Source organism: Pseudomonas sp. G3-39 (genome assembly GCF_054790485.1).
The window spans coordinates 4,797,273-4,812,762 of the sequence record NZ_CP186497.1; the positions used below are offsets into that span (position 1 = coordinate 4,797,273).

The 15,490-nt window shown below is 58.8% G+C and carries 19 protein-coding genes and 1 tRNA gene; 5 read left to right on the top strand and 15 right to left on the bottom strand.

Annotated features, from left to right (window positions below):
- Position 1: 1 nt before the first annotated feature.
- The 6 genes from iscA to trmJ all read right to left on the bottom strand — a co-directional run bounded on the left by iscA (position 2) and on the right by trmJ (position 4,370).
- Positions 2–325, bottom strand: a complete 324-nt coding sequence (gene iscA / locus ACOYXG_RS21515) for an iron-sulfur cluster assembly protein IscA (RefSeq protein WP_003227904.1) — start codon at positions 323–325, stop codon at positions 2–4.
- A 28-nt stretch (positions 326–353) separates the two neighbouring features.
- Positions 354–740 (bottom strand): Fe-S cluster assembly scaffold IscU, encoded by a 387-nt coding sequence (gene iscU / locus ACOYXG_RS21520; RefSeq protein WP_003227907.1) that lies wholly within the window; start codon positions 738–740, stop codon positions 354–356.
- 83 nt (positions 741–823) lie between these two features.
- Entirely contained in the window at positions 824–2,038 is a 1,215-nt protein-coding gene (locus tag ACOYXG_RS21525; RefSeq protein WP_007964423.1) for an IscS subfamily cysteine desulfurase, read from the bottom strand.
- Between the two features lie 50 nt (positions 2,039–2,088).
- Positions 2,089–2,580 (bottom strand): Fe-S cluster assembly transcriptional regulator IscR, encoded by a 492-nt coding sequence (gene iscR / locus ACOYXG_RS21530; protein ID WP_007956690.1) that lies wholly within the window; start codon positions 2,578–2,580, stop codon positions 2,089–2,091.
- Between the two features lie 239 nt (positions 2,581–2,819).
- Positions 2,820–3,596 carry a serine O-acetyltransferase gene (gene cysE / locus ACOYXG_RS21535; RefSeq protein WP_003227913.1) on the bottom strand — a complete coding sequence of 259 codons (777 nt, stop codon included), beginning with the start codon at positions 3,594–3,596 and terminating at the stop codon, positions 2,820–2,822.
- Between the two features lie 3 nt (positions 3,597–3,599).
- Entirely contained in the window at positions 3,600–4,370 is a 771-nt protein-coding gene (gene trmJ / locus ACOYXG_RS21540) for a tRNA (cytosine(32)/uridine(32)-2'-O)-methyltransferase TrmJ (RefSeq protein ID WP_027612138.1), read from the bottom strand.
- A gap of 145 nt (positions 4,371–4,515) precedes the next feature.
- On the opposite strand from trmJ, the gene suhB reads away from it, so the two are divergent.
- Positions 4,516–5,334, top strand: a complete 819-nt coding sequence (suhB, locus tag ACOYXG_RS21545; RefSeq protein ID WP_003227916.1) for a type III secretion system regulator SuhB — start codon at positions 4,516–4,518, stop codon at positions 5,332–5,334.
- Between the two features lie 248 nt (positions 5,335–5,582).
- Here the strand turns inward: suhB and ACOYXG_RS21550 are convergent, their stop codons facing one another.
- From ACOYXG_RS21550 to queA, 6 genes are all read right to left on the bottom strand, one after another.
- Positions 5,583–6,131 carry a glycine zipper 2TM domain-containing protein gene (locus tag ACOYXG_RS21550; protein ID WP_027612139.1) on the bottom strand — a complete coding sequence of 183 codons (549 nt, stop codon included), beginning with the start codon at positions 6,129–6,131 and terminating at the stop codon, positions 5,583–5,585.
- A 121-nt stretch (positions 6,132–6,252) separates the two neighbouring features.
- Positions 6,253–7,167 carry a protein translocase subunit SecF gene (secF, locus tag ACOYXG_RS21555; protein WP_027612140.1) on the bottom strand — a complete coding sequence of 305 codons (915 nt, stop codon included), beginning with the start codon at positions 7,165–7,167 and terminating at the stop codon, positions 6,253–6,255.
- 9 nt (positions 7,168–7,176) lie between these two features.
- Positions 7,177–9,045 carry a protein translocase subunit SecD gene (gene secD, locus ACOYXG_RS21560; RefSeq protein WP_103367340.1) on the bottom strand — a complete coding sequence of 623 codons (1,869 nt, stop codon included), beginning with the start codon at positions 9,043–9,045 and terminating at the stop codon, positions 7,177–7,179.
- 64 nt (positions 9,046–9,109) lie between these two features.
- A complete protein-coding gene (gene yajC, locus ACOYXG_RS21565; protein WP_003227923.1) occupies positions 9,110–9,448 on the bottom strand; it encodes a preprotein translocase subunit YajC in 339 nt (112 codons plus the stop codon).
- Positions 9,449–9,491: 43 nt separating this feature from the next.
- Positions 9,492–10,607 (bottom strand): tRNA guanosine(34) transglycosylase Tgt, encoded by a 1,116-nt coding sequence (gene tgt / locus ACOYXG_RS21570; RefSeq protein ID WP_161794909.1) that lies wholly within the window; start codon positions 10,605–10,607, stop codon positions 9,492–9,494.
- A 14-nt stretch (positions 10,608–10,621) separates the two neighbouring features.
- A complete protein-coding gene (gene queA, locus ACOYXG_RS21575; RefSeq protein WP_095136886.1) occupies positions 10,622–11,686 on the bottom strand; it encodes a tRNA preQ1(34) S-adenosylmethionine ribosyltransferase-isomerase QueA in 1,065 nt (354 codons plus the stop codon).
- Positions 11,687–11,794: 108 nt separating this feature from the next.
- Here queA and ACOYXG_RS21580 point away from each other — a divergent pair.
- A tRNA-Leu gene (locus ACOYXG_RS21580) sits at positions 11,795–11,879 on the top strand.
- 166 nt (positions 11,880–12,045) lie between these two features.
- Here ACOYXG_RS21580 and ACOYXG_RS21585 read toward each other — a convergent pair.
- Together ACOYXG_RS21585 and ACOYXG_RS21590 are read right to left on the bottom strand one after the other, a co-directional pair.
- Positions 12,046–12,402, bottom strand: coding sequence for a DUF7079 family protein (locus tag ACOYXG_RS21585; RefSeq protein ID WP_150368516.1), 357 nt, complete (start codon positions 12,400–12,402; stop codon positions 12,046–12,048).
- Between the two features lie 66 nt (positions 12,403–12,468).
- Positions 12,469–12,729 carry a DUF6429 family protein gene (locus tag ACOYXG_RS21590; protein ID WP_460353889.1) on the bottom strand — a complete coding sequence of 87 codons (261 nt, stop codon included), beginning with the start codon at positions 12,727–12,729 and terminating at the stop codon, positions 12,469–12,471.
- A 264-nt stretch (positions 12,730–12,993) separates the two neighbouring features.
- Between ACOYXG_RS21590 and ACOYXG_RS21595 the strand changes: the two genes are divergently transcribed.
- The gene (locus tag ACOYXG_RS21595; protein ID WP_096795509.1) at positions 12,994–13,323 is read left to right on the top strand and encodes a hypothetical protein; all 330 of its coding nucleotides are present in this window, start codon (positions 12,994–12,996) and stop codon (positions 13,321–13,323) included.
- Between the two features lie 25 nt (positions 13,324–13,348).
- Here the strand turns inward: ACOYXG_RS21595 and ACOYXG_RS21600 are convergent, their stop codons facing one another.
- On the bottom strand, positions 13,349–14,098 hold the full coding sequence (locus ACOYXG_RS21600; RefSeq protein WP_330207605.1) for a hypothetical protein: 750 nt from the start codon (positions 14,096–14,098) through the stop codon (positions 13,349–13,351).
- 119 nt (positions 14,099–14,217) lie between these two features.
- Between ACOYXG_RS21600 and ACOYXG_RS21605 the strand changes: the two genes are divergently transcribed.
- Together ACOYXG_RS21605 and ACOYXG_RS21610 are read left to right on the top strand one after the other, a co-directional pair.
- Entirely contained in the window at positions 14,218–14,592 is a 375-nt protein-coding gene (locus tag ACOYXG_RS21605) for a hypothetical protein (RefSeq protein WP_049827877.1), read from the top strand.
- A 110-nt stretch (positions 14,593–14,702) separates the two neighbouring features.
- The gene (locus tag ACOYXG_RS21610; protein ID WP_460353893.1) at positions 14,703–15,434 is read left to right on the top strand and encodes a hypothetical protein; all 732 of its coding nucleotides are present in this window, start codon (positions 14,703–14,705) and stop codon (positions 15,432–15,434) included.
- Positions 15,435–15,490 lie beyond the last annotated feature (56 nt).

The window sequence follows — 15,490 nt, forward strand, 5'->3', positions numbered from 1 at the left end:
CTCAGATGTTGAAGCTTTCGCCGCAGCCACATTCACCGCGTACGTTGGGATTGTTGAACTTGAAGCCTTCGTTCAACCCTTCCTTGACGAAATCGAGCTCGGTGCCGTCCAGGTAGGCCAGGCTTTTCGGGTCGATGATCACTTTCTCGCCGTGACTTTCGAACACTTGATCCTCGGCAACCACCTCGTCGACAAACTCCAGCACGTAGGCAAGGCCGGAACAGCCCGTGGTGCGAACACCCAGACGAATCCCTTCACCTTTGCCGCGCCCGTCGAGGGAGCGTCGCACGTGTCGAGCAGCCGCTTCTGTCATGCTGATAGCCATCGTTGACTCCTTACTCGTCGCGCAATGCTTAGATCAAGCCTTTCTTCTGCTTGTAGTCGCGAACAGCCGCTTTGATAGCGTCTTCAGCGAGTACCGAGCAGTGGATTTTCACTGGCGGCAGAGCCAGTTCTTCGGCCAGCTGAGTGTTCTTGATGGTCTCGGCTTCGTCCAGCGTCTTGCCCTTCATCCACTCGGTGGCCAGGGAGCTGGAAGCGATTGCCGAACCGCAGCCATAGGTCTTGAACTTGGCGTCTTCGATAACGCCTTGATCGTTGACCTTGATCTGCAGACGCATCACGTCGCCGCACGCCGGAGCGCCGACCATACCGGTGCCGACATCCGGGTCTTCCGCGTTCATCTTGCCGACGTTGCGCGGGTTTTCGTAGTGGTCGATGACCTTTTCGCTGTAAGCCATGGTGCTTAATCCTCACTCATCAGAGAGTCGCTCTTTAAGCCCTGCAACCTGGGGTCGCAGGGCCGGTTCGCGGCGACTTGAAATCAGTGTGCCGCCCACTCGATTTTCGAAATGTCGACACCGTCTTTGTACATGTCCCACAGCGGCGACAGAGCGCGCAGCTTGGTAACGGCCTCGCAGACTTTCTGCGCGGCATAGTCGATTTCTTCTTCGGTGGTGAAACGGCCGAAGGTGAAACGGATCGAGCTGTGTGCCAGTTCGTCGTTGCGGCCGAGGGCGCGCAGAACGTACGAAGGCTCCAGGGATGCCGAGGTGCAGGCCGAACCGGACGATACCGCCAGATCCTTGAGCGCCATGATCAGCGACTCGCCTTCAACGTAGTTGAAGCTCAGGTTCAGGTTGTGCGGAACGCGGGCGGTCAGGCTGCCGTTGACGTACAGCTCTTCCAGATGCTCGACCTGCTTGTAGAAGCGGTCGCTCAGGGCTTTGATACGCACGTTTTCGGCAGCCATGTCTTCCTTGGCTACACGGAACGCTTCGCCCATGCCGACGATCTGGTGGGTCGCCAGCGTGCCGGAACGCATGCCGCGCTCGTGACCGCCGCCGTGCATGGTCGCTTCGATGCGCACACGCGGCTTGCGGCTGACGTACAGCGCGCCGATGCCTTTAGGGCCGTAGGTTTTGTGGGCGGAGAACGACATCATGTCGACTTTCAGCTTCTGCAGGTCAATGTCGACCTTGCCAGTGGACTGAGCCGCGTCAACATGCAGCAGAACGCCCTTGGAGCGGGTCAGTTCGCCGATGGCAGCGATGTCGTTGATGGTGCCGATTTCGTTGTTCACGTGCATCACCGACACCAGAATGGTGTCTTCGCGCAGTGCCGCTTCGATCATCGCCGGGGTGATCAGACCGTCTTCAGTCGGCTCGAGGTAGGTCACTTCGAAACCTTCACGCTCCAGTTGGCGCATGGTGTCGAGAACGGCCTTGTGTTCGATCTTGCTGGTGATCAGGTGCTTGCCCTTGGAGCCATAGAAATGCGCCGCACCCTTGATCGCCAGGTTGTCGGATTCGGTGGCGCCGGACGTCCAGACGATTTCACGCGGGTCAGCGTTGACCAGATCGGCCACCTGACGACGGGCGTTTTCGACGGACTCTTCAGCTTTCCAGCCGAACACGTGGGAACGGGACGCCGGGTTACCGAAGTTTCCGTCGACCAGCAGGCATTCACTCATCTTTTGCGCAACGCGCGGATCGACCGGGGTGGTCGCAGAGTAATCAAGGTAAATCGGCAATTTCATGGACTATCTCCTAAATCAGGCTGGCTGGCGTGCCGCTAGCTCTTTGGCTGTCATTCGACGGCGGACGCTTCAATCTTGTCCAGGCGCGGCGCCTTGCCATTGCAACGACGCTGATCCTGACGCTGGGCCACTTCCTGCACCTCACGGCGAGTTACGAGGTCGGCCAAGCTGATACCGCTGAGAAATTCGTGAATCTGCAGGCTCAGGTCGCACCACAGGTGATGAGTCAGGCAGGTGTCGCCGGAATGGCAATCGCCCTGGCCCTGGCACTTTGTAGCATCGACCGATTCGTTGACCGCATCGATCACCTGAGCCACCTGGATGCCCTGCATGTCGCGCGACAGCTGGTAACCACCGCCTGGACCGCGAACACTGGAAACCAGGTTACTGCGGCGCAGCTTGGCGAAAAGCTGTTCGAGATAGGACAGGGAGATGCCTTGGCGCTCGGAGATATCGGCCAGGGACACCGGCCCGTGCTGCGCGTGCAACGCCAGGTCAAGCATGGCGGTCACGGCGTATCGGCCTTTTGTAGTCAGTCGCATGGACAATTACCACGGAGTTCGGAATGGGCGGGAGTATGCAATTCCCGAGCATTTAAGTCAACTATAAGACCTAGTGCTTTAGTCAGGTTTACCCGCAAAAGAGCGCGCGCATCATAGCAAAGGCTGGCGGCGTACAGCCAGCGCAACCGCGAGATCGTTCTTCGCGAGCAGGCTCGCTCCCACATTGGAAAGCATTCACCAGCGGGAGCGAGCCTGCTCGCGAAACGCGGCGCCCCGGTTTAGCTGGCCTGGCTCTGATCCTTGCCCTTCACGCAGGCAAAGTCTTCTTCGCGCAGCTCAGGCAGATCTTTCGCACAGTAATTACTGCCCAGATCCTTCAGCGCGCCGCACATCCCTTCCAGCCGTCCATCCACCGCTTGCAGGTGATCGAGCAACTGACCGATGGCACGGGCCACCGGATCGGGCATGTCTTCGCTGACACCATAAGCATCGAAGCCGATCTTCTCGGCCATCGCCTTGCGCTTGGCGTCCTGCTCTTCATCGGTTTTGACGATGATCCGCCCCGGAATCCCCACCACTGTGGCGCCCGGCGGCACTTCCTTGGTGACCACTGCATTGGAGCCTACTTTCGCGCCAGCCCCCACCGTGAATGGACCGAGCACTTTGGCACCAGCACCCACGACAACTCCATCACCCAGCGTCGGGTGGCGCTTGCCCTTGTTCCAACTGGTGCCGCCGAGGGTCACGCCCTGATAAATAGTCACGTCATCGCCAATTTCGGCGGTTTCACCAATGACGATGCCCATGCCGTGGTCAATGAAAAAGCGCCGACCAACTTTGGCACCCGGATGAATTTCGATCCCGGTCAACCAGCGACCGAAGTTCGACACCAGCCGCGCCAGCCATTTCAGCTCGTTGCGCCACAGCATCCCGGCCAACCGATGAATCCAGATCGCGTGCATACCGGGGTAGCAGGTCAGGACTTCAAAAGCGTTACGCGCCGCCGGGTCTCGATGGAATACGCTCTGGATATCTTCACGCAAACGCTCAAACATCATTCAGTCCTTCCGCTTAAGAAGCTCACCACGGGCCGCTTTTTGGGTTTCCGTGAGGATGCCACGCAAAATATTCATTTCCGCCCGGCTGACCGAGCTGCGTCCGTACAATCGGCGCAGGCGCGCCATCAAGTGCCTTGGCTTTTCCGGATCGAGGAATTCGATGGCAACCAGCGTCTGCTCCAGATGCTCGTAAAAGCGCTCCAGCTCATCCATGGTCGCGAGCTCGGCGCTTTTCACCGAGGCCACTTCTTCTTTCTCGATCTTGGTCGGCTGCCCTTGAGCGGCCAGCCAGGCCATGCGCACTTCGTAGCTCAACACCTGCACCGCCGCCCCGAGGTTCAACGAGCTGAACTCAGGATCGGAGGGGATGTGCACGTGAAAGTGACATCGCTGCAGCTCCTCGTTGGTCAGGCCGGAGTCTTCACGACCGAACACCAACGCGATTTGTGCGCCCTGCCCCGCTTCCTCGACCACTTTGCTCCCGCATTCGCGGGGATCGAGCAGCGGCCAGGGAATGCGCCGGTCACGGGCGCTGGTGCCGAGCACCAGATTGCAGCCGACCAGAGCGTCTTCCAGAGTGGCGACGACTTGAGCATTTTCAAGAATGTCACCGGCACCGGAAGCACGCGCATCGGCTTCGTGGTGCGGAAACAACCGCGGTTCGACCAGCACCAGCCGCGACAGACCCATGTTTTTCATGGCGCGCGCGGCCCCGCCGATGTTGCCGGGGTGGCTGGTATTGACCAGGACGACACGAATGTTCTGCAGCAAGGGAGGCGCTCTCGGACACAGGAAAGGGGTGCAAATCTTACAGAACAGCCTACCGTTAAGCTATGAAAGCGAACAGCGACCTTCACCTGAAGAAAAGTTCTGATAGAATGCGCGGCTTTCTTTAACAACCTTAGGTGACACATCCATGCAGCCCATGCTGAATATCGCGCTGCGCGCCGCCCGCAGCGCCAGTGAACTGATCTTCCGCTCCATCGAGCGCCTGGATACCATCAAGGTCGACGAAAAAGACGCCAAGGATTATGTATCCGAGGTCGATCGCGCCGCCGAACAGAAAATCATCGATGCTCTGCGCAAGGCTTACCCGAATCACTCGATCCAGGGTGAAGAGACCGGCATGCACGTCGGTAACGGCATCGAAGGCGAAGAGTACCTGTGGATCATCGATCCACTGGACGGCACCACCAACTTCCTGCGTGGCATTCCTCACTTTGCTGTCAGCATTGCCTGCAAATACCGTGGTCGCCTGGAGCACGCAGTGGTTCTGGACCCGGTTCGCCAGGAAGAATTCACCGCCAGCCGTGGTCGCGGCGCTCAACTGAACGGTCGTCGTCTGCGCGTCAGCGGTCGCACCAGCCTCGACGGCGCTCTGCTGGGTACTGGCTTCCCGTTCCGTGACGACCAGATGGACAACCTCGACAATTACCTGGGCATGTTCCGCGCCCTGGTTGGCCAGACTGCCGGCATCCGCCGCGCCGGCTCCGCCAGCCTGGACCTGGCCTACGTGGCTGCCGGTCGTTTCGACGCGTTCTGGGAGTCGGGCCTGTCCGAGTGGGACATGGCTGCAGGCGCCCTGCTGATTCAAGAAGCTGGCGGCCTGGTGAGCGACTTCACCGGCGGTCACGATTTCCTTGAAAAAGGCCACATCGTTGCCGGCAACACCAAATGCTTCAAGGCAGTGCTGACGGCGATCCAGCCGCACCTGCCGGCTTCGCTGAAGCGCTAAGCTTCCCGCGAAACGCAAAAAGCACCCTTTGGGGTGCTTTTTTTATGCCTGGAATTCGATCTTCAGATCACCAAAACCTTCATGTGGGAGCGAGCCTGCTCGCGAATGCGGTATGCCAGCCGACATCAATATTGACTGTCAGAATGCATTCGCGAGCAGACTCGCTCCCACAAGAAATCCGGGTTTAGCCAGAAATTCCGGGCACAAAAAAGCACCCCGCAGGGTGCTTCTTGTTAAACAGTCGGTCCTTACTGAGCCGGCTGATTCTGCGACAGAATCAGCTTGCCTTCCTTGTCGACCGGAATCTGGTTGCCCGGATCGCGATCCATCCGCACTTTGCCTTCCTTGCCATCGAGCGAATAACGCACGTCGTAACCGACAACCTTGTCGCTGATGTCATTCACGGTGTTACAGCGAGTCTGGGTGGTGGTGTAGGTGTCGCGGTTCTGCATGCCTTCCTGCACCTTGTTACCGGCATAACCACCACCGACCGCGCCAGCGACCGTGGCAATCTTCTTGCCGGTACCGCCGCCAATCTGGTTACCCAGCAAACCACCCGCTACCGCACCAATCGCGGTACCGAGGATCTGGTGTTGATCCTTGACCGGCGCCTGGCGGGTTACAGCAACATCCTTGCACACTTCACGTGGAGTCTTGATCTGTGTTTTGACCGGTTCTACGGCCAGCACTTGCGCATACTCAGGGCCGCTTTTAACCAGGCTGTAGGTGGCAACAGCACCCCCGGCAGTCACACCGACAGCACCCAATACCGCACCAACCAGCAACGACTTGTTCACATGAACCTCCTGACCATCACATGCGGGACGCGCCCGCGCTTCTCCCAGCCTTGGAGCATAAAAAAAGGCGCGAGTTCAACTCGCGCCTTTTTCGGGCTGACAGCCGGAGAAACGATGGCCGTTATGGACGGTCGTCGACTTCCTTCTCGGTGTTGGCCGGAGGAATCAGATCCTCGGTGCTCAGGTTCAGCCAGATCAGTACCACGTTCGCGATGTAGATCGACGAGTAGGTACCCGCCAGAACACCGATGAACAGGGCAATGGAGAAGCCGAACAGGTTGTCGCCACCGAAGAACAGCAGCGCAGCGATCGCCAGCAAGGTGGAGATCGACGTTGCCATGGTCCGCAGCAGGGTCTGGGTGGTCGAGATGTTGATGTTCTCGATCAACGAAGCCTTGCGCAGCACACGGAAGTTCTCACGAACCCGGTCGAACACGACGATGGTGTCGTTCAGCGAGTAACCGATGATCGCCAGTACCGCTGCCAGCACCGTCAGGTCGAAGGTGATCTGGAAGAACGACAGGATACCGACAGTCACGATCACGTCGTGAATCAGCGAAACGATGGCGCCCACCGCGAATTTCCACTGAAAGCGGAAAGCCAGGTAGATCAGGATGCCGCCGAGCGCCAGGAGCATGCCGAGGCCGCCCTGGTCGCGCAGTTCTTCACCGACCTGCGGGCCGACGAACTCGACGCGCTTGACCGTCGCCGGGTTGTCGCCGCCGACTTTCTGCAGCGCGTCTGCTACCTGATGACCCAGCTGCGGATCTTCACCCGGCATGCGCACCAGCAGGTCGGTGGTCGCACCGAAGTTCTGCACGATGGCTTCGTGGTAACCGGAATTCGCCAGTTGCTCGCGCACTTTGGTGACGTCAGCCGGACGCTCGTAGGTCAGCTCGATGAGCGTACCGCCGGTGAAGTCCAGACCCCAGTTCATGCCCTTGTGGAAAACGCTGAACAAGGCCAGAACGGTGAGAAACACAGTGACGCCGAACGCAAAGTTGCGAACGCCCATGAAGTTGATTGTACGTAACATGGCAGCCCCTTAAATCCACAACTTCTTGAAGTCACGTCCGCCGAAGATCAGGTTGACCATTGCGCGGGTCACCATGATGGCCGTGAACATCGAGGTAAAGATCCCGAGGGACATGGTCACTGCGAAGCCCTTCACCGGGCCGGTGCCCATGGCGAAGAGGATGCCGCCGACCAGCAGAGTGGTCAGGTTGGCGTCGAGAATCGCGGTGAATGCCCGGCCGAAGCCTTCGTTGATTGCACGCTGCACGGTCATGCCGGCGGCGATCTCTTCACGGATCCGCGAGAAGATCAGCACGTTGGCGTCGACCGCCATACCCATGGTCAAGACGATACCGGCGATACCCGGCAGGGTCAGCGTTGCACCCAGCAGCGACATCAGCGCCAGCAGCAGCACCATGTTCACCGCCAGTGCGACCGTGGCGATCACACCGAAGAAGCGGTAGATGGCGATGATGAACAGCGAGACGAACAGCATGCCCCACAGCGATGCATCGATACCTTTGGTGATGTTGTCAGCACCCAGGCTCGGACCGATTGTGCGCTCTTCAGCGAAGTACATCGGAGCGGCCAGACCACCGGCACGCAGCAGCAGTGCCAGCTCGGACGATTCGCCCTGGCCGTTCAGGCCGGTGATACGGAACTGCGCACCCAGCGGCGACTGAATGGTCGCCAGACTGATGATCTTCTTCTCTTCCTTGAAGGTCTGAACCGGCACGTCTTTCTCGACGCCGTCGACAACCTGCTTGGTGTAAGTGGTCACCGGACGTTGTTCGATGAAGATCACCGCCATGCTGCGACCGACGTTCGAACGGGTCGCGCGGCTCATCAGCTCGCCACCGTGACCGTCCAGACGGATGTTCACTTCTGGTGTGCCGTGCTCGCCGAAACCAGCCTTGGCGTCGGTTACCTGGTCACCGGTGATGATCAGGCCACGCTCGATCTGCGCAGGAGGACGCTTGCCTTCACGGAACTCGAAGGTTTCGGAAGTGGCTTTCGAAGCACCCGGCTCTGCAGCCAGACGGAACTCAAGGTTGGCCGTCTTGCCGAGAATACGCTTGGCTTCGGCAGTGTCCTGCACGCCCGGCAGCTCAACCACGATGCGGTTGGCGCCCTGACGCTGAACGATCGGTTCGGCAACACCCAGCTCGTTGACGCGGTTACGTACCGTGGTCAAGTTCTGCTTGATGGAGTATTCACGGATTTCCGCCAGCTTGGCCGGGGTCATCGCCAGACGCAGCACCGGTTGACCGTTGAGATCGGCCGGAACAATGTCGAAATCGTTGAAGTTCTTGCGGATCAGCGCACGGGCCTGTTCGCGGGAGTCAGCATCGCTGAAGCCCAACTGAATGGCGCCGCCCAGTTGTGGCAGGCTGCGATAGCGCAGCTTCTCTTTGCGCAGCAGGCTCTTGACGTCGCCTTCGTAGACTTTCAGGCGGGCGTCGAGGGCTTTGTCCATGTCCACTTCCAGCAGGAAGTGCACACCACCGGACAAGTCCAGACCCAGCTTCATCGGGTGCGCGCCCAGGTTGCGCAGCCATTGCGGGGTGGTTTGTGCCAGGTTCAGTGCGACGACGTAGTCATCACCCAATGCCTTGCGCACAACGTCTTTGGCCGGCAGCTGGTCTTCAGCCTTGGCCAGACGGATCAGACCGCCCTTGCCGTTGGCGGCCAGCGAAGCTGCCTTGACGTTGATCCCGGACTCACGCAGCGCGGTGCTGACGCGATCCAGATCGGCCTGATTGACCTGCAGTGCCGTGCTGGCGCCGCTGATCTGAATGGCCGGGTCATCGGGGTATAGATTGGGAGCGGAATAAATCAGACCGACCGCCAGCACCGCCAGGATCAGAATGTATTTCCACAGAGGATATTTGTTCAGCATCACGCCGCCCGTTATGAACGCGGGGCGCCTTGCGCGCCCCGTCGATTGAGTAGAAGTTGGAACCTTAGATCGCTTTCAGCGTGCCTTTTGGCAGCGTGGCGGCGATGGCGCCCTTCTGGAACTTCATTTCCACGGTGTCGGAAACTTCCAGAACCACGAAGTCATCGGCCACTTTGGTGATCTTGCCGGCGATGCCGCCGGTGGTGACCACTTCGTCACCCTTCGCAAGGCTGCTCAGCAGGTTCTTCTGCTCTTTGGCGCGCTTGGCCTGTGGACGCCAGATCATCAGGTAGAAGATGACCAGGAAACCGACCAGGAAAATCCACTCGAAGCCGCCGCCCATTGGGCCTGCAGCAGCCGGTGCAGCTGCGTCAGCCATGGCGTTAGAGATAAAAAAGCTCATTTAGCACTCCAGTTGCAAATGTTGAATCTTGGGGTCAGAAAACTCAGTCCAAAGGCGGAACGGGGAGCCCGCGTTTGGCGTAGAAGGCATCGACAAAGGCGGCCAATGTACCCTGTTGAATAGCCTCGCGCAAACCAGCCATCAGCACCTGATAATGGCGCAAGTTATGGATGGTATTGAGCATGCTGCCGAGCATTTCGCCGCACTTGTCCAGGTGATGCAGATAAGCGCGGGAGAAGTTCTGGCAGGTATAGCAATCGCAGGTCGGATCCAGCGGCGAATCATCATGGCGATGGAACGCGTTACGGATCTTCAGCACGCCTGTGTCAATGAACAGATGCCCATTGCGGGCATTACGGGTTGGCATCACGCAATCGAACATGTCCACACCGCGGCGCACACCCTCAACCAGATCTTCCGGTTTGCCAACGCCCATAAGGTAACGAGGTTTGTCAGCCGGCATCATGCCCGGCAGATAATCCAGCACCTTGATCATCTCGTGCTTCGGCTCGCCTACCGACAGACCGCCGATGGCCAGGCCGTCAAAGCCGATCTTGTCGAGGCCTTCCAGCGAGCGCATGCGCAGATCCTGGTGCATGCCGCCCTGAACGATACCGAACAGCGCCGCGGTGTTGTCGCCATGCGCGTTTTTCGAGCGCTGGGCCCAACGCAGCGACAGCTCCATGGATACGCGGGCGACGTCTTCGTCAGCCGGGTACGGCGTGCATTCGTCAAAGATCATCACGATGTCGGAACCGAGATCGCGTTGCACCTGCATCGATTCTTCCGGGCCCATGAACACTTTCGAGCCGTCGACCGGGGAGGCGAAGGTCACGCCCTCCTCCTTGATCTTGCGCATCGCGCCCAGGCTGAACACCTGGAAGCCGCCGGAGTCGGTGAGGATCGGGCCTTTCCACTGCATGAAGTCGTGCAGGTCGCCGTGCTCCTTGATCACCTCGGTGCCCGGACGCAGCCACAGGTGGAAGGTGTTGCCCAGAATGATTTCCGCGCCAGTGGCAACGATGTCACGCGGCAACATGCCCTTGACCGTGCCATAGGTGCCCACCGGCATGAACGCCGGGGTCTCGACGGTGCCACGCGGAAAGGTCAGCCGACCACGACGAGCCTTGCCATCGGTGGCAAGCAGTTCAAAGGACATGCGACATTCGCGACTCATTCTGTTTCCTCTGGGCCTGTGTGTTCAGGGGCAGTCGGGGCGGGATTACGGGTGATGAACATCGCATCACCGTAGCTGAAAAAGCGGTAACCGTTGTCGACGGCGGCTTTATAGGCGGCCATGGTTTCGGGATAACCGGCGAACGCCGAAACCAGCATCAACAGCGTGGATTCCGGCAAATGGAAGTTGGTGACCAGGGCGTCGACCACATGGAACGGCCGGCCCGGGTAGATAAAGATGTCGGTGTCGCCACTGAACGGCTTGAGCACGCCATCGCGCGCGGCACTTTCCAGCGAACGCACACTGGTGGTGCCCACGGCAATCACCCGCCCGCCACGCTCACGGCACGCGGCAACGGCGTCGACCACGTCCTGGCCGACTTCCAGCCACTCGCTGTGCATGTGGTGATCTTCGATCTTGTCGACGCGCACCGGCTGGAACGTCCCCGCACCGACGTGCAGCGTGACGAACGCGGTCTCGACGCCCTTGGCGGCAATCGCCTCCATCAGCGGCTGATCGAAATGCAGCCCCGCCGTCGGCGCCGCCACCGCCCCCAGGCGCTGGGCGTACACGGTCTGATAGCGCTCGCGATCCGAGCCTTCATCCGGGCGGTCTATATAAGGAGGCAACGGCATGTGCCCGACGCGATCGAGCAGCGGCAGCACTTCTTCAGCAAAGCCCAGCTCGAACAGCGCATCGTGACGCGCGAGCATCTCGGCTTCACCACCGCCATCGATAAGGATCTTCGAACCCGGCTTCGGCGACTTGCTGGAGCGCACATGGGCCAGCACGCGATGCGTATCGAGCACGCGTTCGATGAGGATTTCCAGCTTGCCGCCCGAGGCTTTCTGCCCAAACAGCCGCGCCGGAATCACCCGGGTATTGTTGAATACCATCAAATCGCCCGGGCGCAAATGCTCAAGCAAATCAGTGAATTGACGGTGTGCAAGGGCGCCGCTCGGCCCATCAAGGGTCAGCAGGCGACTACCGCGACGCTCGGCCAACGGGTGGCGGGCAATCAGCGAATCAGGAAGCTCGAAGGTAAAGTCAGCAACGCGCATGATGGGGTTCGTCTAGCAGGGCCGGAAAGTCTAGCGGAATTATCAAAAATTGACCATGAAACGTGATTGACCAACGGTAATCACCTCTCTATACTTCGCCGCCATTGAGCCCTGATGGCGGAATTGGTAGACGCGGCGGATTCAAAATCCGTTTTCGAAAGGAGTGGGAGTTCGAGTCTCCCTCGGGGCACCAAAATTAAGAAAGGTCTTGCTTAGCAAGGCCTTTTTTTTCGTCTGTCGGAAAGAGCCTCCTCTTCACTTAATGGCCACCTGCTCACCCGCGATGAGACCGGTTGCGCGATAAACTTGGCGAAGTATTGATCGCTAAAAGCGAAGAACTTCAGACGCTTGCCACAAGCTCAAAGCCTGCTGGCGATTTCTTGCCACATATGGTCGTAGTTGTATTTCAACCAACGGACCAGCAACTTGTCGAACAGCTTGCGAAACCAATTACGCTGCCGCGCCGCGAGTCTTTCCTCTATCTCGGCCTTGAGCCAATCAGGGTCAAAACCTGTCCAGACAGTCGGCAAGACCGCTGCAATGTTCATAAAGCACACTGGCGCTACTTCTGAATAAAAAATCTCGTAGAGCACCGCTGGATCGACACCCTTGAGCTGGCGTGCGATGTAATCGTAATCAGTGGGAAAATCATTGAATGTCTCGGAAAGAGCAGCTCTCACTTCTGTCAGTTGTGGCTCATTCAGAAAATGCTCCAACTGAAAACTCCTTCAGTTGCGTTCAACTCGCGCGGCGCAGATCAATCGATAAACCGAAGCATGAATTCAGGTATCTGCATCAGGCGCACGCTCGGCTTGAGCTCCTCCCCCAAACAAACGCTCAGCTATCTGACGACCTCGTTCCTGGCCCTCCTCCGTCAACCAGATCGATTTGTTCTTGTTTACCGGATTACTGATGAAACCCTGCTCATGCAATCGGTTCATGACTTCAAAATCGAAGCCTTTCCATGCATTGCCGTCGTCGGAACTGAACGCGGCCAACAGGGCAAGCACTGCATCTTCAATCAACTTTTCGTCGTATTCCATGATCGTCGCTCCGCTCATGTGTCTGAACTATCGTTGAGTTTGTATGGCACCTCATACTCACTGACCATCCTGAGAAACTCGTTCTGCTGCTTAGGTCATTGAATGTCTCGGCGCTGTCCGTGCAACCTGTTTTGCCTAGGGACTGCACCTGATGCGTCCGCTCAGTATAATCACGCCCGCCCGCACGCGGTCTGCCGCCCGTAGCGGCTTTCGTTGGTCGTTCCGACTTTCAAGACTCATGCTTAAGGACCTCCAAGGCCAACCATGGAAACGTCACTGGAAACCGTCGCCCTGTTCTCCCTCAAACTCGCTTACGAGGAGGAAGGCCTGAGCCCGATTCTGCGGGATGACATGGTTATGGGTGACTATCAGAAAGACGTTTTCGAACTGCTGGTGCGCCGGGGTGATGTCGAGACCATCCAGTTCAAGATGAACGAGTGCCTGGGCTTGGCGATGGATGCGTTGGGCGGCGTCGAGAAACCGCTGGGGCGGGAGCTGCACAAGCTGTCAGCCGATTTCAGTCAGGCGCAGTCGCTGGAGCAGCTTGATCAGCCGCTCCTCGCGCTCAAGGGTTATCTGAAAGACATTCTCTGATCAGTTGCGCCACGCGCTGAGCGTGTCAGCGCCGTGCCTTCAACACCCGAATATCCGTCGCAAATCCATCCGCCCCCACAATCTTCTTCCAGCCCACATACTGAAACTCGCCCCGCTCATCGATGTAATCGCCCTTCTCCACTGACCGGCCACCGACGATCGCCACGCGTTTTTCCTCGCCACAGCCGCCATCCGACGGGCGCACGGTATAGATCACATACGGCTTCACATACTGCGTGGCGCGGAAGTGTTGGCCGCAGATTTCGTCGACGGTGATGAGCATGGTTTTCAGGCGGGCTTCGCCGTCCATGTCTTCGTGCAGTTTGAGGAAGGAGATCTCGCCGACGTCGCTGTAGCCGAGTGAACGGGCGCGTTTGTACTCGGGGGAGTTCTGGTGGGCGATGCGGCCTTGCTCGGCGGCCTGGTTCATTCTGGCGGCGAACTCGGCATTGCCTTGCGCAATGGTTGCCTCGGCTTGGGCGGCGACGTTTTCGCATTGCGCGAATTCGCGGGAGCCGAGGTATTGGGGCGTCAGGTTCGAGCGGCGCTGGTTCATGCTCCGCAGGCTGTTGTCGAGATCGCCGATCACCTCATAGGCGCTGGGTGCGCGACCGCTTTGGACGTCGGCGATTTTCTCCTGCATTCGCTGGCAGTTGGCGAGGTAATACTGCCAGCTGCTTTCCGGGGGCTCCTTCCACTCGGCGAATGCCGGGGTAATGACAGCGGCGCAGGTGATTGCACAGAGCAAGCGCAGAACAGAAGCGGCTTTTGGCATGAGTAGTCCATTACAGGAATCAAGAAAGTGGCGCGACGCTACTATTTTGCTATCGTGCCGTCCACTGTCGGCAAGGTGCCGAGCATTTGTACCGTGACGGGTTTCGAAGGATGGATACGATGGATGTTGTGTTTTTCTTTATCGCCTGGATAGGCATGTGGGTCTGGGTCGTCAGGCAGCGTGGTGCGTGGAATCTGCTACTCGCCAATGTGTTGGGCGCTGCCAGCGGCATGATTGTCGGCCTGGTGGTTTCGCAGCTTTGTGTCGGTCTGTTCGGCTCTAGCCGGCCACCGGTCCCGGGGGTCATGGGATCGCTTCTGGAAATGCTGGCGACTGCCGCGGCGCTGACCGGCGTATGGATGCTGGTGGCACGTCGCTCGCAGGTCGAACACCCTGTCGCGCGTCAGCTACTGGCCGGCCTTTGCGGCGTTGTGGCCGGCATAACGGCGATCATGTTTTTTGTTCAGATCAATCCGCCCAATCTCGGCATGTGAATGTCTTCGTGGCGTCAGACCTCTATTTTGATATCTTGCCGTCCATCTTCAGCACTCACGGCCAGTGGGTGCTGTTTTGCAGGCTATTGAAGGGTTAAGGAAAGGATCGAATGGAGTTTCTGAGTTTTCTGGCATTTATCGCCGCTTGGGGTTTCATGTGGCGCTGGGTGGTGAAAAACCGCGGCAGCTGGAATCTGTTTTACGGCAACATCGTTGGCGCGGCGGGCGGTTTTATCGTCGGTCTGGTGGTGCTGTCGATCCTCCTGTCGCTGTTCCCGTCGGCGCATAAATCCGAAAAGGCGCCAATCGAAGACGTGATCACTCAGAGCGATGTCACCACCAGTCTGTTGCCTGAAGCCGAGTCGGATTCGACGTCTGCGGTGCTGGAAAACGCGCCGGGCTTTGCCGCGATCGAGCCGGATAACCAACCTTCTCCGCCGGATTCCGCACTGCTGCCGAATTACGCCAGCCGGGCACCGAAATCGATATCGGAAAAAACCGTCCTGGATCAGAGCGACGCGCAGGGCCGTAAAACGCTCACCGCGCTGCGCGACAAGCTTGGGCAAAATGCCGACAGCGATAAATCGATGCTCGCGTATGTCATGTGCGGCACGCTGGTCACCAGCACGCTGCGCTTCCCGGCGTCGGAACGCTTCGCCGACAGTTCTGCCATTGTCACCAAGCGCTTCAAAGATCAGGTCTACACCCTCAGCAACAAGGTCACCGCGCGCAACATGAACGGCGATGACGTCACTTATCGCTTCGACTGCTCGGTGCAGGAGCAATCCGCGTCCGCCGAATGGCGACTGCTGGCGCTGAAGCTGCAGAAGGCTGACTCTTAAGCCTCGTTTAAGGGTTCAAGGCGCCGGCTGCGCTATCATCGCCAGCCTGTGCGTCT